Source organism: Frankia sp. R82 (assembly GCF_023716925.1).
Lineage (GTDB): Bacteria > Actinomycetota > Actinomycetes > Frankiales > Frankiaceae > Frankia.
On sequence record NZ_JAMQQG010000045.1, the window covers coordinates 1 to 21,969 of the forward strand.

General features: G+C 69.8%; 14 protein-coding genes, 2 pseudogenes and 1 CRISPR repeat array. Of the genes and pseudogenes, 8 read left to right on the forward strand and 8 right to left on the reverse strand.

The genetic code is table 11. The annotated features are described in order from the left end of the window. Positions 1-816: pseudogene (locus ND747_RS11505) on the reverse strand (hypothetical protein); the annotation flags it as partial. Positions 817-1,254: 438 nt separating this feature from the next. On the opposite strand from ND747_RS11505, the gene ND747_RS11510 reads away from it, so the two are divergent. After that, on the forward strand, positions 1,255-1,890 hold the full coding sequence (locus ND747_RS11510; protein ID WP_251733507.1) for a hypothetical protein: 636 nt from the start codon (positions 1,255-1,257) through the stop codon (positions 1,888-1,890). A gap of 59 nt (positions 1,891-1,949) precedes the next feature. Here the strand turns inward: ND747_RS11510 and ND747_RS11515 are convergent, their stop codons facing one another. Both ND747_RS11515 and ND747_RS11520 read right to left on the reverse strand, forming a co-directional pair. Further along, positions 1,950-2,792 carry an anti-sigma factor gene (locus tag ND747_RS11515; protein ID WP_251733508.1) on the reverse strand — a complete coding sequence of 281 codons (843 nt, stop codon included), beginning with the start codon at positions 2,790-2,792 and terminating at the stop codon, positions 1,950-1,952. Then, entirely contained in the window at positions 2,789-3,334 is a 546-nt protein-coding gene (locus ND747_RS11520) for a sigma-70 family RNA polymerase sigma factor (RefSeq protein ID WP_251733509.1), read from the reverse strand. The genes ND747_RS11515 and ND747_RS11520 overlap by 4 nt, the downstream gene beginning before the upstream one ends. A 488-nt stretch (positions 3,335-3,822) precedes the next feature. On the opposite strand from ND747_RS11520, the gene ND747_RS11525 reads away from it, so the two are divergent. After that, entirely contained in the window at positions 3,823-4,983 is a 1,161-nt protein-coding gene (locus tag ND747_RS11525; protein WP_251733510.1) for an HAF repeat-containing protein, read from the forward strand. A 49-nt stretch (positions 4,984-5,032) separates the two neighbouring features. On the opposite strand, the gene ND747_RS11530 is transcribed toward ND747_RS11525, so the two are convergent. Continuing rightward, entirely contained in the window at positions 5,033-6,067 is a 1,035-nt protein-coding gene (locus ND747_RS11530) for a class I SAM-dependent methyltransferase (protein WP_251733511.1), read from the reverse strand. A 387-nt stretch (positions 6,068-6,454) separates the two neighbouring features. Here ND747_RS11530 and ND747_RS11535 point away from each other — a divergent pair, with 387 nt between their 5' ends. Continuing rightward, on the forward strand, positions 6,455-7,237 hold the full coding sequence (locus ND747_RS11535) for an enoyl-CoA hydratase/isomerase family protein (RefSeq protein ID WP_251733512.1): 783 nt from the start codon (positions 6,455-6,457) through the stop codon (positions 7,235-7,237). A 620-nt stretch (positions 7,238-7,857) separates the two neighbouring features. Next, positions 7,858-9,189, forward strand: coding sequence for an ABC transporter substrate-binding protein (locus ND747_RS11540; protein WP_251733513.1), 1,332 nt, complete (start codon positions 7,858-7,860; stop codon positions 9,187-9,189). A gap of 111 nt (positions 9,190-9,300) precedes the next feature. On the opposite strand, the gene ND747_RS11545 is transcribed toward ND747_RS11540, so the two are convergent. Then, positions 9,301-9,705 (reverse strand): hypothetical protein, encoded by a 405-nt coding sequence (locus ND747_RS11545; RefSeq protein ID WP_251733514.1) that lies wholly within the window; start codon positions 9,703-9,705, stop codon positions 9,301-9,303. Positions 9,706-9,996: 291 nt separating this feature from the next. Here ND747_RS11545 and ND747_RS11550 point away from each other — a divergent pair, with 291 nt between their 5' ends. Beyond that, complete coding sequence (locus ND747_RS11550) at positions 9,997-10,953, forward strand: biosynthetic peptidoglycan transglycosylase (protein WP_251733515.1); 957 nt, start codon at positions 9,997-9,999, stop codon at positions 10,951-10,953. 36 nt (positions 10,954-10,989) lie between these two features. Here ND747_RS11550 and ND747_RS11555 read toward each other — a convergent pair whose 3' ends face one another. Further along, positions 10,990-12,228 carry a phosphotransferase gene (locus ND747_RS11555; RefSeq protein ID WP_251733516.1) on the reverse strand — a complete coding sequence of 413 codons (1,239 nt, stop codon included), beginning with the start codon at positions 12,226-12,228 and terminating at the stop codon, positions 10,990-10,992. A 131-nt stretch (positions 12,229-12,359) separates the two neighbouring features. On the opposite strand from ND747_RS11555, the gene ND747_RS11560 reads away from it, so the two are divergent. Beyond that, on the forward strand, positions 12,360-12,914 hold the full coding sequence (locus tag ND747_RS11560; protein WP_251733517.1) for an NADPH-dependent FMN reductase: 555 nt from the start codon (positions 12,360-12,362) through the stop codon (positions 12,912-12,914). 101 nt (positions 12,915-13,015) lie between these two features. Then, a CRISPR array of direct repeats spans positions 13,016-15,106; the repeat unit is 30 nt; unit sequence GTTGCGATCCCTCCAGGGATGATCAGCGAC. A gap of 253 nt (positions 15,107-15,359) precedes the next feature. Here ND747_RS11560 and ND747_RS11565 read toward each other — a convergent pair. Continuing rightward, entirely contained in the window at positions 15,360-16,652 is a 1,293-nt protein-coding gene (locus tag ND747_RS11565) for an agmatinase family protein (protein WP_251733518.1), read from the reverse strand. Positions 16,653-16,819: 167 nt separating this feature from the next. Next, positions 16,820-18,385: an amino acid permease gene (locus tag ND747_RS11570; RefSeq protein ID WP_251733519.1), complete on the reverse strand. Its 1,566-nt coding sequence runs from the start codon at positions 18,383-18,385 to the stop codon at positions 16,820-16,822. Between the two features lie 506 nt (positions 18,386-18,891). Here ND747_RS11570 and ND747_RS11575 point away from each other — a divergent pair. Both ND747_RS11575 and ND747_RS11580 read left to right on the forward strand, forming a co-directional pair. Beyond that, positions 18,892-19,263 (forward strand): annotated as a pseudogene (locus ND747_RS11575) (SAM-dependent methyltransferase); the annotation flags it as partial. A gap of 634 nt (positions 19,264-19,897) precedes the next feature. Further along, positions 19,898-21,409, forward strand: coding sequence for a recombinase family protein (locus tag ND747_RS11580; protein WP_251733520.1), 1,512 nt, complete (start codon positions 19,898-19,900; stop codon positions 21,407-21,409). The last annotated feature ends 560 nt before the right edge of the window (positions 21,410-21,969 follow it).

Genomic DNA, 21,969 nt, shown 5'->3' on the forward strand with positions numbered 1-21,969 from the left:
GTTCGGCGGCGCGGCGACCGCGCCGCCCGGGACCGCCCGGGGGGACGGGCAGGGCGGGGGCGACGGCGCGCAGCCGTCGGCACCCCGACCGGCCACGCTGCCACCGACGGCGACACCGCCAGTGGTGATCACCGGCACCCTCGGCAGGCTGGCCCGCGGTGGGCAGACCGTCGGGCCGGTGGATGGGCAGGTCGAGCCGGCCGCGCTCGAGGCGGTGCCGCTGGAGCAGTCCCCCGGGACGGTCGGGCAGCCGCTGGTCGCTCCCGCGGCCGGGGTGCAGCTCACGCCGGGCGAGGTCGGCCCGGCGCTCGGGGTGCCCGTGCCCGTGGTGGAGGTGGAAGTGGGCGTGGGGGTGGGGGTAGAGGTGGGGGTGGGAGTGGACGTGCCCGGAGTACCGGTGCCGGGCGTGGGATTGGACGTCGTCGGGCCGGTGCTCGTGGTGGAGCCGCCCCCTGACGGGGTGGCCGAGGTGTGCGTGGTGCCGCCCCCGCTGCTCCCGCCCCCGCCGGGGGGATTCGTGGTCGAGCTCGACCCGCCGCCCGTGGTGGGTGAGCCACCGTTCACCGGACCGCCGCCAGCGCCGGGCGGCTGCGCCGCTTCGCTGGCAGCCGTGGCACCCGTGGAGCCGGTGGAGCCGGTGGAGCCGGTCGAACCGGTCGAACCGGTCGCGTCGCCGGTCGCGGCGGCGCTGATCGGGGTGCCTGCGCCCGCTGGAGTACCCAGACTCGCGGCAACGCCGGCGCCGATACACAACAGCAGCACGCTCAGGAAGACGACAGCAACGGAACCACGCGATGACCGATCGCCCTGGCGCATGCCGGACCGTGACACCCGAAACATCGATCGTTTGGCCGCTCGATGGCCAGACACAGGTCGCCCCCCCGGGTGCGAACGGCAGCACGGCGATAACGGCCCGTCGACACGGATCCTCGTCGGGATGGATCGTCGTCGGCACGGACCGTTGAAAACGCGTGGTGCACGCCTGACGTAAGCGGTGGAAGCCCCACCCATACGACGGTCGATAGAATATCAGCAGACTGGCCGGAGATCCCCATCTGGGGCAACATGGACCACACGGGTCAGGGGAACCCGGCCGGGGAAGAGTCGGGGGAACTCGTGGAATGCGTGGCAACGTCAACGGCGGTTCAGAAAAACTTTCTGATTGTCGTATGCCTGACAGTCTGCCTTGGTTGGCTCGCGTTGTTGTCGCCGACGGCAGCCCATGCGCAGTCGAGTGGCCGCGTTGAGCTTGCGGTGACGGTGGACGGTCACGCGCTCGGCCGCGGCGACCTCGTCCTGAACGCCGGCACGGTCGCCCGGGTCGTTGTCGGCGTGCGCAACCTGAGCCGGGTGGACGTCCCGATCGACTCGGTTCGCCTTTCCGGCACTGTGCTCGGCCTCACTTTCTTCGATTACGACACTCGGCTGCACACCACCGTCCCGGCCCTCGGCACGGCTAGCTGGACTGTTGACCTGGACATTCGCGATCTCGATGGGCGAGCTACCGGCCTCGTTCCGGTCGAGGTGGCGCTGCGCGACGCCGATCTGCAGACCGTCGCCCGCCAGTCCGGGACGGCGAACGTCCACGGTTCGCTGTTCTCGATCTACGGGCTGTTCGGGGTCGGGCTGCTGGTGCTGATGGGTCTGTTGTGGGCGGTGGCGCTGCTCCCGCTGGGCCGCCATGCCGCACCCGCGACCTGGTGGCTGCGCGGCCTGCGGTTCGTTCCCGCCGGCTGCGCGGTGGGTCTGTTCGGGGTTTTCGCCCTCTCCGCGACGCAGCTGCTGTCGCCCACCACGCTGGTCGACGTCGTGCTCACGATCGTCACGTCGGCCGTCTGTTTTGCGATCGGCGCGCTGATGCCCTGGCTGAACGGCCCCCGCCACGCCTGAGGACAACTGACAACTGAGGACCAGCCCGGGGCGGCGGGTTCCGGTCGGAAGGATCGTCGTCAGGCTCGCCCGGACGGCCGGACGACGACTCGCCCGCCGTCCGCATCGATGATCATCAGGCGGGCCAGGCTCGCCGGGGCGATGCCGGCGGTGCCCTGCACCTGCACGTCGCCGTCGTAGCTGGCCGCCCAGGTCGCGGCGGTCTCCTCGTGCCCGTCGACGGCCTGGGCGACCAGGGTGCAGTGGCTGCCCGGGCGCACGTTCGCCAGCCGCACGGTGAAGGCGCTGCCGGCCGGGTTGGCCGCGACCCACACCCACGCCTCGACCGGGCTGGTGGTGCTGGCCCCGGTGTACATCTGACCCGCCGGACGGGCCAGCTCCACGCGTTCGGCCGGTCGGACCGCGATCGTGATGCCGATGGTGGCGAGCACGACCACGACGAGCAGCCCCACCGACGCGACCACGGCCCGTCGACGCGCCCGACGCCGGGACCGCCGCAGCGAGGTCAGGATCCGCCGGGTCATCTCGGCCTCGGCACCCGCACGCGCGACCAGGGGGGAACGGCCGGGTGCGACCGCGGCCAGGCCTCCGGGGGCGACCGCGTCGAGGGGTGCGGCCGGGTACGGGCGAGCCGCGGGATCCACGCGGGCCGCATCGATGACGGCGGCGATGTCGAGGTCGGCGTCGGCGAGCTCGTCGGGTTCGAGCTCGCCGGGTTCGAGGACGTCGGCCAGCTGCAGCCGGCCGAGCAGCCCGGGCAGACCGGCAAGGCTGGCCAGCTCCGCCCGACAGTCCGCGCAGCCGGCCAGATGGTTCGCCACCGCGGCCCGGTCCGCCGGTTCGAGCGCACCCAGTACATAGGCACCCAGCGCGATGCGGGGGGCCATGCAGTCACTGGTCATGTCGCCCACCCCCGTTCCTCCAGAGCCAGGCGCAACGCGCGCAACCCGTAGTACACCCGGGATTTGACGGTGCCGACCGGGATTCCCAGGTTCGCCGCCGCCTCGGCGACGGACCGACCCAGGTAGTACGTCTCGACGAGCGCGGCCCGATGCTCGGCGCTGAGCGCCCGGAAAGCCTCCACCACCTGCCAGCTCTCCATCGCCCGGTCCAGCTCGTTGCCGGCCGGCAGAAACTCGAGGTTCTCCGACCCGACCTCGGCCGGCCGGGCCCGGCGCGCCCGGTGCTCGTCGACAACGATGCGGTGTGCGACGGTGAACAGCCACGGCCGCAGCGGCCGTTCGTCGGTGTCGAGCCGGCCGGCGTGCCGCCAGGCCCGCAGCAGCGTCTCCTGCAGGACGTCCTCGGCCTTCGCCCGGTCACCGGTCATCCGGGTGACGAAGGCGAGCAGCGCGGAGCCGTGTTCGGCGTACACGGCGCGCACGAACTCGGCGGCCGGGTCCTCGACCTTCGGCCCGCCGTTGCGCCCTCGCCGCCCGTGCATGCCCACCATCACGCATCATCGCCCGACCCGGTTCACCCGTACCGCCCACCGGGCGCAGCCTCACCATCGGCGCTCGGGATGTGACGCGCCGAAGCATGTCGCTCATTGACACCCCGACAACCGAACGTCACCATGAGAATTCTTAACGTAACTAGCCCGGGTGAGTAACCCGGGTTCGCGGCCCATGGACCAAGGCCGACCGAGAACCGGCCAACCCGAGAAACCCGCCGGCCCGAGAACCGGCCGGCCCGGAAAGCGGACATCACCCACGAGACAGGGTCCACCCGCAGGAGATCCCTGCCACGGGAGACCTCCGGCCGGACGGGGAGGCTCGTCCAGGCGGCGGGGCTCGTCCAGGCGGCGGGGCTCGTCCAGGCGGCGGGGTCCGGCCGGGCATCGGGGTCCATCCAGGCATCGGGGTCCGAGAGAAGGCGACACGCGTGCCGGACACCAGACGATCCATCCTCCGCCTCGCCGCGATCACCAGCATGAGCACTCCGTGGACGCTGGGCGGCCTCGGCCGCACCGCGGCGTTCGCCGCACCCGCTCCGCCCACCGACCCGGCCGCGCCGGTGGCCGTGCCCGGCCCGCGCTCGGATCTGTACGGGACGCTGGTCGCCGGCAACGCGGCCGGCCTGTACCTCGGGGTCTGGGGCGACAGCCCGTACAGCTCCGTCGGCGGGGTGTGGCGGCGCGGCCAGGTGACCTTCCTGGAAGGCAGCCAGCAGCCGGTGGCCGTCAACGCCGCCGGTGTCGTCATCGGGGACGCGGTCAGCCACTACGACCGCCGGGCGTTCCGCTGGTCCGCCGGCCATTACCAGGCACTGGACCTGCTCGGCGGGACGGACGAGCAGGGCGGTCGCCGCAGCAGCGCGCTGGCGGTGAACCCCGACGGGGTCATCGTCGGCTGGAGCACCACCGACGACCGCACGATCCGGGCCGTGCGCTGGCGTGGCACCCGGGCGGTGGACCTCGGCACGCTCGGCGGGCCGGCGAGCTCGGCGACCGCGGTCAACGCGGTCGGGCAGATCGTCGGCAGCGCCGACACCGGCGACGGCCAGTCGCACGCCGTGGTCTGGACCGACGGGCGGATCCGCGACCTCGGCACGCTTGGTGGTCCCACCAGCGTGGCGGTCGCCATCAATGAGGCCGGGGACATCGTCGGCGCCAGCGACACCCCCGACGGCGCGCGGCGCGCGGTGCTGTGGCGCCGGGGGCGGGCAGTCGACCTGGGCACCCTGCCGGGCCTGCACAGCTCCGCCGCGGTGACGATCAACAGCACCGGTCAGGTGCTCGTGAGCGCGTCCGGGGCGACGTCCGGCGCGTTCCTGTGGCGGTCCGGCCGGCAGACCCCGATCGAGGACGGCCGCGACGACGCCACCGGGGCGGCGGACGCGGCGTCCAGCGTGGAGGTGAGCGGCCTCAACGATCACGGGGTCGTCTGCGGCGACATCTCCGCCACGGACCGCCAGAACGGCCAGGAGATCCAGGCCTTTCGCTGGCGGTCCGGCCGGCTGCGCCGGCTCCCCTCGGCCGGCGGCGTCTTCAGCCATGCGCAGGCGATCACCCCCGCCGGGATCGTCCTGGGTACCTCGGCGACCGCTCAGACCACCGCACCGCAGGCCGTGTGGTGGCCGTCCATACCGTAGGGCCTCACAGTTACCCGTCGGCTGAGCCGTCTACCCCTCGGGTGAGCCGTCACCGGGGCTCGGCGAGCAGCAGGAGATACTCGAACTCGTAGCGCCCGGGGCCGCCGAGTGGGCCGAGATACTCATCGGTGGCGAATCGCAACAAAGCGGCGTCGAGGGCAGCGACGCGTTTCGGAACCGGTCCGATCCGCTCATATGCCTCGACCACGGGGGCGAAACTCTCCCGGTACAACGCGCACCACTGCGCCGGTGACCCACCGAAATCCAGTCGGGCGGTGCGATGGTGGGTGCTCAGGCGGCGGACACCGCTGTCCGCGAACAGCGCGCGCACCCGGGCCGGATCACCCCAGACGGCCGACGCGGCCGACGCGGCCGATGCGACCGACGAGACCGATGCGGCCGGCCCGGTCGGCGGGACGCCTTCGTGGATGGGGGCGTGCCGGTCCAACAGGGCGAACAGCCGCCCCATCGCCCCGTCCGCGGTCCAGCTGGCGATCGCGAGGGTGCCCCCTGGACGGCACACCCGCACCAGCTCGCGGGCAGCGGCAACCGGGTCGGGCGCGAACATCACGCCGACACAGGACAGCACGACATCGAACGTGTCGGCATCGAACGGCAGCCGCTGGGCATCGGCCGGCAGCCATTCCAGGGTGATCCCGCGGGCGTCGGCGGCCAAGCGGCCCCGCTCGAGCAGCGCCGGAACCAGATCGGAGGCCACCACGTCGGCACCGGCCTGCGCCGCCGCGATCGCGGCGTTGCCGCTGCCCGCACCGACATCGAGCACCCGATGCATCGGCGTGACACCGGCCGCCCGGACAAGGTCCCCCGCCAGACCCGCGAAGACCGGTGCAAGTGCCGCGTCGTCACCGAACTCCCACAGCTGCCGGTGCCGCACCGAGCCGGCCATCGGCGCTGGCACCGGCACCGCGGGCCGGACCGAGGCCGCGACTCCCGCGAACCCGGCAGCCCTCGCGGATCCGGCGGACGGTCGCGATAAGGCCAGTAGCTGCGACGTCGCCTCCAGCGGCCGTGCAGTCACCGACGCCGCCGATGCCGACGCCGCCGATGCCGCCGAAACATCCATGATCATCTCCTTGGAAGATCGCGGAACCGCACATTAACCCGAATGACCTGACCGACCCCGAAATGCCGGCCACACGACTCGGACGGGCAGGAAGAAGGCCCCCTTGACAGACCCCGAAAGGCCCGTAAAGCGCTGGCGACGCCGATGTTTCCGGCATCCCCGACCCCCTACCTCCCGCACCTCCACGCAAACTCCGAACACCAGTGCCGAACACCGGCACCGAACGTCTACCCGGGCGATTATCACGCTGATTCATGGTCGCACGCCAGTGCCGAGCAGTCGGGGCGAACCGGTCAGGTAGCCGGACAGCAAAGCGTCGGCTGCGGTATAAGCACCGGGCGACCAGCAACGTCGGACGGTCGCACCGTCACGATCTCGGAGGAGCGCATGAGCGCGGTCACGGACATCGCCGTGGAGACCCGACCCGGCCACGTCGCGGTCGTCGAGCTCCGCCGGCCGCCGTACAACTACTTCGACGTTCCACTGGTGAGCGCGCTCGCCGAGACCTATGAGCGACTCGCCGCCGACGGTGACGTCCGCGCAATCGTGCTGGCCGCCGAGGGCCGGCATTTCTGCGCCGGCGCCGACTTCACCGGTGCCAGTTCGTCCGCGCCGCTGACCGCCGACGAGGGAGCGCCCGCGCTCTACCGCATGGCGCTGCGACTGTTCGCCGCGCCGTTGCCGGTGGTGGCCGCGGTGCAGGGCACGGCGATCGGTGGGGGCCTGGGGCTCGCCCTGTCGGCGGATTTCCGGGTCGCGACGCCCGAGAGCCGATTCGTGGCGAACTTCGCCCGCCTCGGCCTGCATCAGGGCTTCGGCATTTCGGTGACGCTACCGGCGGTGGTCGGCCGGCAGAAGGCCCTCGACCTGCTTTACACCGGACGGCGGGTGGACGGCACGGAGGCTTTCGAGATCGGCCTCGCCGACCGGCTCGTCGCGACCGCCGACCTGCGCGACGCCGCGGTGGAGTTCGCCACCGGCATCGCCGCGTCCGCACCCCTGGCGGTACGCAGCATCCGGGCGACCATGTGGGCCGACCTGCTGCCGGCGATCGAGGCTGTCACCGCGCGTGAATCCGCCGAGCAGGCGGCGCTGCGGGACACCGCAGATTTCACCGAGGGAACCCGGGCGCAGGCCGAGCGCCGGGAGCCCCGCTTCACCGGCGCGTAGGCACCACCGGCGCCGCCACCGACGGTGGTGGTCTTTTTGCTGTTTCCCGCGTCTCTCGATATGCAGAGGGTTTGCCCCGTTCCGCGGCTCTGTGGACGACGGGCCGCCGACCTGCACCGGAGTTCCCGTCATCCGTCGCCGGACCCCTGGTTGATCCGCATGGGCCGACCCGCAGGGCAGCCGGATCCGGCATCTCGACATGCCGGCTCGGCATAATTTTCCCCCACAGGTGCCGCCAAGGCAGGGGAGCCACCCGGATGCTCGTTTCGACAAGACCCGGCGGAGCTGTCTTTCCGTGAAACGTCTCACACGACAGGAGAAGCGTCGGGGACGTTCCACCCCGCCCCCCTCCCGGGACCCTCGGCACCGTCGCGCACTCTCCCCGAAATGCGTAGCCCCCTTTTCCGGGAATGCCGGCTGACGATCGTCCGAAAAAGCCACCGGTTACCGTGTGCTGCCTCTCGATCGGCCGTGTGACGAGGCGGCCTCCGTGACCCGACCCCACCTTCGGGCCACTTTCCCGAATTCGGCTTCCCGGATTCGGCGAGGACGTCCGTCCACGGTGAACGACGGCAGGCCCGAACAACGGGCGCATGACCGGCACACGGACGGGTGAGAAAATGAGACGACACCGGCGTTCACGCGCCGCGGCCACGGCCCTGTTCACCTGCGTGCTGCTCGCTGCGACCGGTTGCGGCACGCACAACACCGACGGCACACCCCGGTCCGGCGGTGGGGACACCACGACGGCCGGGTCCAGCCTGCTCGATCAGGTGGCCCACGGCGGGCCGAATCCGTGCCCGACGACGCCCGGCGTCGACCGCGACACGATCCGCCTCGGCATGGTCTACTCCGGCCCGCCGTCGAACGGTCCAGGGGCACTCGGCGGCGACCCGAGCGCGCTGTTCCGCGCCGGGGTCGACGCCCGCCTCGGCGAGCAGAACGCCCGCGGCGGCATCAACGGCCGCCGGCTGACCTACCAGCTCGAGGATGACCATGGTGTGCCCACCCGCAACGCCGTCGCCGGGCGCACTCTGACCGGTCCCGGTGACGCGCTGGGCATCGTGCAGTTCAGCTCGGCGTCCGCCGGCGGCGCACCGGCCCTGGCCGCCGCCGGCGTGCCGGTCGTCGACGGTCAGGTCAGCGATCCCGGCGCGGCGAGCAGGCCGAACGTGTTCAGCTACTCCCGGCCGATGGGTCTGACGCCGGCGTCCAGCGGCTGGGGCGATTTTCTCTACAGCCGCGGGGCGCGCCGCGTCGCGACCGTGGCGGTGCAGCTGTCCGACGGCACCCAGGCCATGGCCGGCGCCGCACAGGCCAGCGCCCGCGCCGCCGGCATGCGGGTCGCCGCCGCCCTGCTCGTCCCGCCCGGGTCCCTCGACGCAGACCAGTTCATCGAGCAGATTCGGGCGGCCGACGCCGACAGCGTCCTCGCCTTCGTGCCCGCGCCGACGTTCTACGCGATCGTCACCGCGGCCCGTAACGCCAGCCTCGGTCTCACCGCCATCCTCGGCGACCAGACCACCTACAGCCAGGGCGAACTCGCCGCGGCCGGCGCCAAGGCCGCCAACGTCTACTCCTTCGTCGACTACGCCCCGTTCGAACTGGCGACCCCCGCCCACCGGCGCGTGCGCACCGCCCTGGCCACCTACGCACCGCAGGCGGCGACCCTGACCGAGGGCAACGCCCTGATCGGCTGGATCAGCGCCGACCTGATGCTCGCCGGAGTCAGCGCCGCCGGCCGCTGCCCGACCCGCGCCGCGCTGCTCGCCGCTCTGCACCACCTCGACCGCTACGACGCCGGCGGCCTGCTGCTCACCCCGATCAACCCCAGCAAGGGCCTGGCCGCCGCCACCGCCTGCTACGACTATCTGCGGGTCAACAAGGACGGCGCGACCTTCACCCCGGTGAACACCACTCCCCGCTGCGGCCGCACCGTCACCACCGAATAACCCCCGTCCGGAACAGCCCATACCCCAGCCAGCGGCAGCCGATGTCCGGCCGCCGGCAACCGGCGGCCGAACTCGAAAGCCCCGGCCGCCGGTGTTCAGCTCCCGGTCATATCACCAGAAGACCCAGTAGCACTGGGCCGGATGCCAGGTCCGGTCGTGCCATTCCCGCGGGAACGCGCGCCCGTGCCAGACGAAGCCGGGGATCCAGTAACCGGGCTCCCAGTAGCCCGGCCGGCAGATCCAGTGCCGGCCCCGATGCCGCTCCGCCGGATTCGGGGTAACCACCGGTGGCTTCTGGACCGGCGGCCTGGTCACCGCCGCCTTCTCGGCGGGCGGCTTCGTGGCCTGCGCCTTGTCAGCCGGCTCGGTCGGTGCACTGCCGGACGGCAGCTCCTGCGGCGCCGGGGTGGGCTTCGGGGATGGTGCCGCAGCACCGGCCGGTGCTGCGGCGAGAAATCCGGCAGAGGCGAGGATGACCACCAGGAACAGATATTTGAATCCCTTGGGAACGCTCATCGCCATCCCTTCGAGGAGGCCTGACCGGGAACCTTCCCGCCTCCGAACAATGCCGGCGGGGCGATTTTCCGAACACGCCACAACTGGATACCCTGATACCACCGAAGGTAATCTCGCAGCCGTTCGACAGCGGCACGAAATGCCGGAAATCCAGGCTTTTCGGCATTCCGGTACGACTGCGCTCGGCTGGTGACCACCCCGTCCACAGCGTGTTCACATGCCGGCTGGACACACTGAAGACCAACCTCCGGACGACACCCCCGCATGACGCAGCACCGCAGGAGGCACAGCTTGACGCACGACACCCTGCCCCAGGGCACCCGGCGTCCCTCGGGTCCCCCCGGCAGCACCACCGGCAACGCCGGGGTGGGCGCAGGCGACTGGGTCCATGGCCAGCTCACGTCCATCACCAGGCCGAACCCGACCGATCTCGACCTCCGTGACCCGACGAATCCAGCGGAGCCAGGACAAGGTCCGGCCGATCGGGCGCAACCGGCGGACCCGGCGACCGAGCCCGTCCGCTCCCTGGCCCGGCGTGCCGGACGGCGGTGGGTACGGGTCGTGCGCCGACTGCTGGTGGCGGCCCTGGCCTGCGTTCTGACCGCGCTGCTCGGGTTCGGGGTGCTGCTCGGTGTCACACCGTCAGTGGCGGACGCGCAGAACCGGGTCGCCGCGCAGGCCGCGGAGCACCGGGCGACGGCCCTGAGCGGAGCACTACCCAGCCGGGTCGTTGCCGCCCTGATCGCAACCGAGGACAGCCGCTTCTACTCCCACCAGGGCATCGACCCACGAGGCGCGATACGCGGCCTGTCCGAGCCGCTGCCCGGCGGACGTGATCGCGGCGGCGCGAGCCTCGACCAGCAACTCGTGAAGCTCCTTTACACCGGTGGACGGCGCAACACCGTCGACCAGATCGAGCAGATCGCCCTCGCGGTGAAACTCGACGCGCATTACTCCAAGGACGAGATCCTGCGCATGTATCTCGACACCGTCTATTTCGGCCACGGCTACTACGGGATCGTCACCGCCGCCGCAGGCTACTTCGACCGCACTCCGGACACGCTGACCTGGGCCCAGGCAAGCCTGCTCGCCGGCCTCGTCCAGGCGCCGTCCGCCTATGACCCGTACGAGCACCTCACCGCCGCCCGCACCCGCCAACGCCACGTCCTGGACCGTCTGGTCGCCACCGGCCGCCTGACCACCACCCAGGCCACCCAGATCGCCGCCGACCCCCTCAACCTGCGCTGACCCGCGCGTCCCTGCCACCGACCCCGCTGGGTGACGTCAGCCGGCGAGGAGGCGTCCACTCAGGTAGGCCTCGGCGAGGGTGCAGGTGTCCCGGGCGTAGTCGGCGCGGCTCGCCACCGCGTCGGAATGCGGATGGGTGCCCAGCCAGGCCACCAGCAACAGCCGGCGCATCAGCACGAACGTCGGGATCATCGCGACATCCTCGGCCGTCAGTGGCAGCCGCCGCTGGTACGCCGTCAGCCAGGCATCCACCAGATCCCCGGCCACATCCAGATGCTCGATGAACGACAGCGACGCCGCCAGATCCCACAGATACCACCCGAACCCACAGTCATCAAAGTCGATGACACACACCTCGTCGTCGCACGCAGCCTGATACCCCCACTCTGCGCCGATCTTCCTGGGTCCAACCGCGCGTTCGTTTCGAATCTTGGCTTCTGGGAAAAGCAGATTCGCAAGGCGCATGTCGGCATGGATCAACCCGTACCGACCGGAACCCATACCGTAGGCCTCGAGTCGGCTCCGTATCACTTTTACCGCACGTCCCACCAGAGCATGCGCTGCCAGAGCATCCGGGTCGGAGGCAGCGGTATGCGCCGCGCCGGAATCTGGCCCGGACGCGCTGGCCAGCGCACCGGTCAGGCCCGCAGACCAGCCGCCCCACCGGGTGGCGGCGCCAAGAGTGGTGTCCCAGTTCCAGGCAAACCGATGGAACGCCGACGGACGGACCCAGCCCCGAGCATGCCGGTGCAATCGGGCGGCGATCTCCCCGATCTGAGCGAACACGCCCGGCAACATGGCGGTCTCCAGCGTCTCCGGGGAGCGCCCCGCCACCCACGCGAACAGCACCGCATGCTGATCGGCGTCGACCGACCCCCCGCCTCCCTCGGACACCTTTTGTGAACGAACAGTGACCATACTCGCACCGGAACGGGTCAGGATGACTGGCGGAGTACGCACGATCCCGTCTCTACGCAACGCGGCAATCCAGGCCAGTTCGCTGTGAACCTCGGCCGAACTTTGATAGCCGGGCCGGAGTAGCCGCAACGCCCAGCGGCGACGTTCCGGCCCGAGTGCGGCGCCAACCACTGCGAGAGCCGGGGCGACCGCACCCTCAATATCACCCTCTGTAATTTCGTAGGTGACGTTCTCCGAGACGTGCAGCAGCTTCGCGCGCGGGGACGGTCCCAGGTCGTAGGCAGCAAGCACCCGGCTGAGCAGGTGGTCGTGTGCGAGGTTCCGGGACACGGTCGCCGGTACGGTCTCGAGGTCCACGACTGCAGGACTTTAGCTTCCCGGCCCCCACGACATCCGGCGCCGATGCCCGCAGGTGTCCGCCGTTCGATGGCCCATGCGGAACGACGGGCGGGGCAAGGCTGTGCCCGTACGGAAGGCAAGATGGGATCATGGCCCCGATCCAGCTGCTGCTGATCTCTGGAAGTACCCGTGGCGCGTCCACGAACACGGCAGCGCTGCGCACGCTCGCTGCCGTATCCCCACCTGGTGTCGCGACCGAGCTCTACGACGGGCTGACGGCGCTGCCGGCGTTCACGCCGGACGCGGATGACGACTCTCCGCATCCCGCTGTCGCCGGCCTGCGGGCAGCGATTTCCGGAGCTGATGCAGTGGTCTTCTGCACGCCGGAATATGCTGGCGCTCTACCTGGCAGCTTGAAAAACTTGCTCGACTGGACCGTCGGCACCGGCGATCTTTACGGTAAGTCCGCGGCCTGGATCAATATCGCTGCGCCAGGCCGCGGTGCCGGCGCGCTCGCCGAACTGGCCACCGTGCTGCGCTATGTCACTGTCGACCTGATCGAGTCCGCCTGCATCAATGTTCCCGTACCCCGCGACGTCATCGGTGCCGACGGGATGGCCCACGACAACACGATCCGCCACGCCCTCACCTCCGCCGCCCTCACCATCGTTGACCACATCCGCGAACGCAGCTCGCCCGAGTAGATAGTGGCCCCTGGCCAACGGACAGGGAACTACCCGACCCGACCCCTCCAGGGATGATCAGCGACCAGTAGTAGCGGCGTTCTCACGAGCCGTCCGGCGCCGTTGCGATCCCTCCAGGGATGATCAGCGACAGGTGCAGGCGGCGGGCGATCTCCGGCGGTGGGACCAGTTGCGATCCCTCCAGGGATGATCAGCGACGGGCGCCAGTCCGTTGATTGCGACCGGCGCAAGTTGCGATCCCTCCAGGAATGATCAGCGACGCGAGGAAGGTCTTCGGGTCGAAACGGCCCGGCATCAGTTGCGATCCCTCCAGGGATGATCAGCGACCCCAGCGCCAGACCGGGGCGCGGGTCGGAGACCCGGTTGCGATCCCTCCAGGGATGATCAGCGACGTCGCATGCCCCGCCGGAAGTGGCCGGCGACCTGCCCGTTGCGATCCCTCCAGGGATGATCAGCGACACGATCGTCACTGGCGGCTCGGGCGCACTCGGTAGCGGTTGCGATCCCTCCAGGGATGATCAGCGACATCAAGCGTCTGCGCGACACCCCCCACCAGCCGATGTTGCGATCCCTCCAGGGATGATCAGCGACAGGGATGATCAGCGACAGGTGGGCGTACGCGGACGTCTCTGCCGCCCTGATGTTGCGATCCCTCCAGGGATGATCAGCGACGCGAACTCCGCAGGCTGGTCGCCTACACGACCGCCTAGTTGCGATCCCTCCAGGGATGATCAGCGACAGGGCTGGCTTTGGTGCGCAGGTAGTCCTGGTAGTTGTTGCGATCCCTCCAGGGATGATCAGCGACTCCGACGCACAGTCGCTGTTGGCCCGGCTATGCAGGTTGCGATCCCTCCAGGGATGATCAGCGACGGTCAGCATAGGGCGGTAGTCGTGGCTGGCCTCGTGGCGTTGCGATCCCTCCGGGGATGATCAGCGACTCGACTCGGTCAAGCCCCCTCGGACCGAGCTCCACCTGTTGCGATCCCTCCAGGGATGATCAGCGACCTCCGGATGGCGCGCCTCAGGCGCGACGAACCAGATGTTGCGATCCCTCCAGGGATGATCAGCGACGGAGGGTCAGGCCGTCATGACGACCACCAGGGCGCGTTGCGATCCCTCCAGGGATGATCAGCGACCTGGTGGTGGCGGCGGCGCTGGGGTAGCGAGCGTGTTGCGATCCCTCCAGGGATGATCAGCGACCTGCTGGACTTGTGCCCAATACGTCTACGAGAGCCACCCGTTGCGATCCCTCCAGGGATGATCAGCGACTGGCCATCCGCTGCTGCTGGTGTGGGAAGCGGCTCACGTTGCGATCCCTCCAGGGATGATCAGCGACGGGGAACGGCTTCCCTATCGCGGCCTTCGGCGGGCGCCGGTTGCGATCCCTCCAGGGATGATCAGCGACCTCGCCGCGCACCCACACCGGCGGGCTGGGGGCCAGGTTGCGATCCCTCCAGGGATGATCAGCGACCGTGGCCACCGCCCAGGCCAACGCGGCGATCCTCACGTTGCGATCCCTCCAGGGATGATCAGCGACCGCAGGAGCGTGCGGGCCGGCTATGGGTGGCCCCCGTTGCGATCCCTCCAGGGATGATCAGCGACACAAGCACCGACACGACACCAACAGGCATCGTGATGTTGCGATCCCTCCAGGGATGATCAGCGACCAGTCACAGCGAACATCCTGGCAGCGGCGTTCCTGTTGCGATCCCTCCAGGGATGATCAGCGACCGGAACGCTGCCGCTCTCGCGGCCTGACGTAGCCAAGGAAGTTGCGATCCCTCCAGGGATGATCAGCGACCCCGGCGACGTACCGCCAGCGGTGGTACTACGCAGCGTTGCGATCCCTCCAGGGATGATCAGCGACACGCGCACATCCCCGCGGCCGTCACGGTCGCCATCAGTTGCGATCCCTCCAGGGATGATCAGCGACGCGGCCAACCGATCACCACCAGCCTGCCCGCCGTGTTGCGATCCCTCCAGGGATGATCAGCGACGACGCAGCTTCGCAGCAGGCGGCTTCGTCTGGCGTTGCGATCCCTCCAGGGATGATCAGCGACCCTCCGCCACCACCTCGACGTCCGCATGCCCACCCCGTTGCGATCCCTCCAGGGATGATCAGCGACCAACGTCCACAGCACGCCCGACCGCGTCGGCACCTAGTTGCGATCCCTCCAGGGATGATCAGCGACCCGAGTGTAAAGGTGCAGGTCAGAGCGGTCGTTTTGGAGGTTTCAGGGTGCGATCTTGCAGCGGTCCGGCGGTAATGCATCATCGCAGGTCAGAGCGTTGCAATTGGAGATCATTCTGGGATGACCTGACGACGATCACGATCGTATTCCACGTCCGAGAACCGCCGAAGCCAGCCTCTCCTGCTCCTCTCGCGGGAAGTGAGCCCGCCCCGGCGGTCAGAGCCCTCACACGGCCGGGATGCCCCCGGCCTCCTCAGACCGACGGCTCCGAAGATCCCGAAGCCCCATCCGAGCTGGGTGTGTCGTCGGGGTAGGGGCCCCAGGCGTCGGTGCGGCGGGTGGCGGGTTTGCGGCCGAGTCTGCCGACGCGGACCAGGCTGGCGAGGGTGTCGAGGATGACGCGGGCGGACAGCAGGGACGTCTGCTCGGCCCAGTCGTAGGGGGGCGAGCACTCGACGACCTCCATGCCGGACAGGCCGCCTTCGGCGATCCGGCGGACCAGGCCGAGGGCCTCGCGGGGCAGCAGGCCGCCGGGCTCGGGCCAGCCGGTGCCGGGGACGAAACCGGAGTCGATGACGTCAATGTCGAACGACAGGTAGACCGCTTTGGCACCCTGCCAGGCCAGTTCCAACGCAACCTCGGCGATCTTGTCGATGCCGACCCGCTCGACGTCACCGACCGTCATGACCGTGGTGCCGCGGGCCCGGCCGACCTTCACTCCGGCGCGCGGTGCCTGCCAGCCGCCGATGCCGATCTGCACCAGGTTGGTCGGCGGCGCGTTCGGGATGTTCGTGGCGTGGAACCAGGGAGTGGTGTGCATCCGCTCGTCGAGGTCGAGTTCCTGGGTGTCGACGTGACGGTCGAAGTGGATGATGCCGATGTTGCCCTCGACGTGGGGTGCGAGACCCCGCACGGTCGGGTAGCCGATGGAGTGGTCGCCGCCGAGCACCACGGGGAACACCCCGCAGGAGGCGACGTGGCCGATCGCCCGGCTGATCTGGTCGAAGGACTTTTCCAGGTTGCCGGGGATGGTGAACACATCGCCGATGTCCACCATGTTCAGCTGCTCGCGCAGGTCGATGCCCAGCTCGTAGCTGTAGGTGCCGAACAGGTTGGTGGCGCGCCGGATGCCCTGCGGTCCGAAGCGGGTGCCGGGGCGGTAGGTCGTCCCCGCGTCCAGGGGCGCGCCGAAGACGGCGACCTCGGCGTCGCCGACGTCGTGGACGTCCTCCACGTACGGGCACTTGAGGAAGGTGCCGCGCTCGCCGGCGAAGTGCGGCAGTTCCCCCCGGGCAAAGGTCGAGATGTCACGGTCGGTGATCGAGTCGGCGGCGGTGAGGCCATGGGTCAGGGCCCGGTCGACCTCCTCCTTCCAGCGCCGGCTCCCGAGCCGGGCCTCGGCCTGCTGCGCCCAGGACCCCTCCCGGCTGGCCTCCTCCCGGCTGTTCCTGCCCCGGCCGGTTCCGTCCCGCCTGCTCTCGTCCCACCTGGCCTCGTCCCGGCTGGTCTCGTCCCGGCTGGCGGCTGGCTCAACGGGTTCAGTCATTGACATGCTCCTTCGCGCGGACGGAACGGCCCTTGGACGGCAGACCCGGCCGGGCCAGGCCAGGCCAGGCCGCTCGAACGGTGCAAACAGCGCGGCGTTCGCACAGACCATGCGGAGCTCTGGACAAACGGGGCCGCACGGCACAGCGCCCGGATGGTGACGCGGGGTCAGGCAGGCTCAGCTTCGACCTCGGGCTCAAGGGAGGCAAGGACCGCGTCGTTCTCGTACCGCTGCCGCCAGTAGGCGACGGCCCCCGCCGCCAGTGCGATCGCCAGCGCAAGCAGGGCGAAGTAGCGCAGATACCAGTGCGGCGCGCCGACCGGGTTGTAGACGGCAGCGCGTGGCCAACCGAGGTTGACCGTCATGAACACACCCCAGAGCACCGCGGCGATATTGATCGGCAGACCCCACCGGCCCAGGGTGAACAGCGGCTTTCCGGCGGCAGTGGTGACGTTCGGGGCGCCCTTCTTCGGGAAACCCTGGAAACGACGCACCAGCATCGGCACGGTCACCATCAGATAGGCGATGTAGAGCAGCATGATGCAGACGCTGGCCAGCGCCGTGTACATCGCCGGCTGGAACACGTTGAGCACCAGAACGGCCACGGCGAACACGCCGACGACGACCGCAGCGTTGATCGGGGTGCGAAAGCGCGGGGAGACGGTGGCGAGCTTCACCGAGAACGGCAGCACCCGGTCGCGGGCCATCGAGAACACCATGCGCGTGGTGGCCGTCTGGATGGCCAGCGTGCACACGCAGGCCGCGACAACGACATCGGCGATGAAGAACCGGCCAAGCACCGGTCCGAGCCGTTCGGTGACGACGTAGGGCAACCCGACGGTGGACATCTCGCTGTCGTGGGCGATCGTGGGAGCGGCGCACATCGCGGCGAGCAGCAGCAGTGCGCCGAACAGGCCGGAGAACACGACCGCGGTCACGATCGTGCGCGGTGCGGTGCCGCGGGCGTCGCGGGTCTCCTCGGACAGTTCGCCGGCGCTGTCGAAGCCGACCAGCACATAGGCGGCCATCAGCCCGGAGATCAGCAGCGGCCAGACGTACCCGCTGCTCCCGCCCAGTCCCTGGGTGTGCAGCACGACGCCCGGGCCGCGTTCACTGCGCCAGAACAGGCAGATGACCAGCAGTATCACGCCAACGATCTCGCAGGTCACACCGACACTGTTGATGATCGCCATGACCTTGACCCCGATCGCGTTGATGACCGTGGTCACGGTCAGCAGGATCAGGCCGAGGACGACGGCGTTCACCGAACCGGACTTCGAGGCCAGTGACGGGTCGTCGCCGGCGAACTGAAAACCGGACCACAGTGACGGCAGGACGGCCTGCAGTGCGATGGCGGCCGCGGCGACGGTGATCACCTGGGCGACGAGCATGAGCCAGCCGGCCGTCCACCCCCACATTCGGCCGCCGAGGCGGGCGGACCATTGGTAGATCGCGCCGGAGATCGGCCACCGTGCGGCGAGCTCGGCGAACATCAACGCGACCAGCACCTGGCCGACGAAAACGGCGGGCCAGGTCCAGAAAAAGCCCGGCCCGCCGAAGCTGAAACCGAACGCGAACAGCTGGAAGACGGTTGTCAGGATCGAGACGAAGGAGAAGCCGGCGGCAAAGGACTCGTACGTCCCGATGTTGCGTTCGAGTTCCTGCCGGTACCCGAGCTGGCCGAGATCGGCCGCCTCGACCGGGTCGGAGACTGTGCTGGTCGTGTCCGTCATGGCGGTCCGAATCCTCGGATGAGGCCGGCGGCCAGAAGGCCACCGACGATAACGGTGGGTCTCCCGGGCTTTTCTCCCGCCGTGGAGCAGTGCCGCTCCTTCCTGCCGGCAGGGCGTGCACGTCAGGGCACGCACAGCAGGACGGGCGGCATTGCTTGCACCTCTTGGACCAGGCCCGGTCTCGACCGAGACCAGCGGAACCCTAGGCACGCCCCCCAAGCACCTTGAGGGTCAAGGAAGAGGGAACCGTGCGCAGATGTCAACGGCTTGTCGGTGGTGTGGCAATCGCATTGCCGCTGGTAAGGATTCTCCGCCTGGGTTCGGTGATCGACGCACGCCGATGCCCGGCGGTTCCCGACCATCGGCGCGGCGATGCATAACCGCGATATCGGATCACGCAGAGTGGCAAACCCGGTACGTTTATGTCGCGGAGCGTCCTGGCCGTGCGGTGGCGGCCCCGGTCCCGCCTCCGGGCCAGGCTGCGCCGGGAAGGAGCTGATCGACCCATGACGGCGAACGACGGCGGCGTCTGGAGCTTTCGGAGCGCAGTCGAGGGGTCCGGGGACGCCGTCGAGCTCCGGACCGATCGGCCACACTCCGCCCGGATATATGACTGGCTCCTCGGCGGCAAGGACAACTTCGCGGCCGACCGCGCCGCCGGTGAGCAGATCGTGCGTGCCCTGCCGAGCGTGCGGCTGCTGGCCCGCGAGAACCGGGCGTTCATGGGCCGGGTGGTACGTCAGCTGGCTGCGGGCGAGGGCATCCGGCAGTTCCTCGACATCGGAACAGGCATCCCGACCAGCCCGAACCTGCACGAGATCGCGCAGGGGATCGCCCCGGACGCGAGGGTGATCTACACCGACAACGACCCGTCGGTCCCATGGATGCACACACCAGCAAGGCTCTACGGCCGTCGGAGTTTCAGCGCCGCGCGCTGATCCTGGTTCGCGCGGGCTCGGTCTTTTACCGGGCGGACCGCTTCGGTCACGGCTACTTCTGGGCGCGCGGCGCGTCGGAGTACAAGCTCAATGCTCGAACCATGGGGAGTCTAATCCGGCACGGCCTGATCGTCGAGGGCCCTGCTGGGTTCCGTGATCTGCGCGGGGGGCTGGTGCGTATCCGGCCGTACCGGCTGACCGACGTGGGCCGTCGTGCTCTTGGCGTTGTTGGGGCCATGCCTGCCGTCGAGGAGGCTCCGCGGGACGGCTCCCCGGCGACGGTTGATGTTGCGGACGTTCGGGTGGGTATGGCCACGTTGTTGGGCTGGGTTGACTACGTCGACCGGAACGAGGGCGGTGGGGCCATCGTCTACTTCCGTCCGTTCGATCTTTCGGTGACGGTTTGCCGTGGGTGCCCCGCTGGTACGCGGTTGGCCCTCGTTCCCTGCCCCCACCTTCCTAGCGTCTCGGATCGCTCTGTGTGCGCGAAGTGCGGTCACGGGCTGGGGAGTGGGGCCGCGTGAGAGCGGGTATCACCCTTTGGTCGGATGCTTCGGGCACATGCGATTCTGGGGTGGTTCGCACGCTGCGCACGATCGGGTACCGCCGGATCTCTGATGACCGTGAAGGGCTGGAAGCTGGAGTCACCCGCCAGGATGAGGACATCCGGGCGCATGCCGACCGGCGTGGCGACGTCGAGCTGATCGGCGTGCTGACCGACAACGATCTGTCGGCGACGAAAGACTACCGGCCGGAGTTCGAGCGCATTCTGGCGATGGCTGCCGCTGGTGAGATCGACGCGGTGATCTGTTGGACGTCGAACCGGTTCTTTCGGTCGGCGAAGGACCGGGTCCGTGTCCTTGACCTCTTCGAGGCCAAGGGAATTCTGATCATCCCGGTGCGGGGTTCGGAGGCGGACCCGACCACGGCGGATGGCTATCTCATGGTCGATCTGATGGGGGCGATCGACCGGGCTGAGGCCAAGCGCACGGCGGAACGGGTGTCTCGCGCGGCCCGGCAGCGGGCCGAGCAGGGCCGCCACCATGGCGGGCGTCGGGCGTTCGGCTATGGGCCGGTCGTGGCCACCGACCATATGGGCAGGCCGGTGCGGGACTTCCACGCCGTCGTTCCGGAAGAGACCGCGACGATTCGCCGTATCGCCGCGGACGTCCTCGCGGGCGTGCCGTTGGGGAGCATCGCGCGCACGCTCAACGCGGACGGGGTCCCGACGGTGACGAAGGCGCACCGGGCGGCCTGCGCGAACAACGTCAAGGGCCGTCGGACATGGGTGGACTGCCCGTGTCCGTACCGGGCGTGGGATGCCACCACGCTGAAGGAGTTGATGGTCAATCCACGGCTGATCGGGATGCGCGGCTACCAGAGCCGCAGCTCGCGGCGCAGCACGGGAACGATCGCGGTCATGGGTGAGGCGCAGTGGCCGGCGATTCTGGACGTGGACACGTGGGAGCAGGTCCGGGCGATCCTGACCGACGCGGCGCGGCGGACCAACACCGATGCGGAGAAGGTACGGCGTGTGCTGGCCGGGTTCGTCTACTGCGCGTCGTGCGGGCACAAGCTGACCGGGAACGGCGCGCACGGCACGCGGTTGTACTGCCAGCGGCGCCACGGCCGCTGTGCGGGCAAGGTTCGGATCGGGGAGAGCTTCCTGCTCCATCTGGTGAGCCGGGCCGTGCGGGTGCGCCTGGACGCGCTGGTTCTCCAACCCGCCGCGACGGCGGACCCGGTGGCGGCGGAGCTGGCGACGTTGGAGGCCCGTAAGAGCGCGCTGGCGGACCGGTGGGCGTCGGGGAAGATGAACGATGACGCCTACGACGATGCCCACAAGGCCATCGTCCGCCAGATCCGTGAGACCCAGACCCGGATGCACACCAGCGCGCGCCGTCGCGCCACGCTGCCGGTCGAAGGGGCTGTGGGCTGGGACGCGCTGGGCGACGACATCGCGGCGAAGCGGGTGATCCTCACCCAACTGATCGACGGTGTGATCGTCGGCGGTGACGGAACCGTCGAGGGTGATGATGTTCAGCGTGTGCGGATCGTGTGGCGCGACCTGAACGACCCCCGGTAGCCCACGCCGCCGCAGACAGGCCCCCGGCGACGTCGCCGGGGGCCTTCGTCGTGTCTGCCCGTTATGGCCGTTGAGAACCACGCTGGCGCGTGGAACCGCCTTTCCTGGCGGGGGTGTCCTGCCGGGGTGCGTGGCGCTGGCGAAGAGCCGTCAAGGAGAAGGAGTGCCACCGTCACGGGGGGCGCCGTTGCCCGCGCCGTGACGGTGGCACGCACGTGGACGGCCAGCGGCCTGGGAGGCGCGCGGCACCGTGCCGGCAAGCACGCCCCCGGTGAAGCAGGATGCGACGTCACAGCGGAAACATGCAAAGCCGCCGGTTCGGCGTGTCGGTCGCACCAGGGGCCTGACCTGCGACTCTGTGACATCCACGGCCGGTGCCAGCGATCACTGGCCCATATGGGCCAGTCCCTCGGGACTACACCCGTTGGGCATCCGCTCTGCACAGCGATCTTCGCCGGGCGCCGTGTCTGCGGGTCAGCAACCCGAAACCACGCACAGGGAACCGGCAGCACCGGCGGGGCCAGCGGGACCGCCGGTAGCGAGGACCGGACGGGCCCGTG

Excerpts from the sequence above, each read along its gene's own strand:
- ND747_RS11515 (WP_251733508.1), bottom strand. The coding sequence starts at position 2,792 with ATGACCAGTGACTGCATGGCCCCCCGCATCGCGCTGGGTGCCTATGTA.
- ND747_RS11520 (WP_251733509.1), bottom strand. The coding sequence starts at position 3,334 with ATGCACGGGCGGCGAGGGCGCAACGGCGGGCCGAAGGTCGAGGACCCG.
- ND747_RS11525 (WP_251733510.1), top strand. The coding sequence starts at position 3,823 with ATGAGCACTCCGTGGACGCTGGGCGGCCTCGGCCGCACCGCGGCGTTC.
- ND747_RS11530 (WP_251733511.1), bottom strand. The coding sequence starts at position 6,067 with ATGGATGTTTCGGCGGCATCGGCGGCGTCGGCATCGGCGGCGTCGGTG.
- ND747_RS11535 (WP_251733512.1), top strand. The coding sequence starts at position 6,455 with ATGAGCGCGGTCACGGACATCGCCGTGGAGACCCGACCCGGCCACGTC.
- ND747_RS11540 (WP_251733513.1), top strand. The coding sequence starts at position 7,858 with ATGAGACGACACCGGCGTTCACGCGCCGCGGCCACGGCCCTGTTCACC.
- ND747_RS11545 (WP_251733514.1), bottom strand. The coding sequence starts at position 9,705 with ATGAGCGTTCCCAAGGGATTCAAATATCTGTTCCTGGTGGTCATCCTC.
- ND747_RS11560 (WP_251733517.1), top strand. The coding sequence starts at position 12,360 with ATGGCCCCGATCCAGCTGCTGCTGATCTCTGGAAGTACCCGTGGCGCG.
- ND747_RS11565 (WP_251733518.1), bottom strand. The coding sequence starts at position 16,652 with ATGACTGAACCCGTTGAGCCAGCCGCCAGCCGGGACGAGACCAGCCGG.
- ND747_RS11570 (WP_251733519.1), bottom strand. The coding sequence starts at position 18,385 with ATGACGGACACGACCAGCACAGTCTCCGACCCGGTCGAGGCGGCCGAT.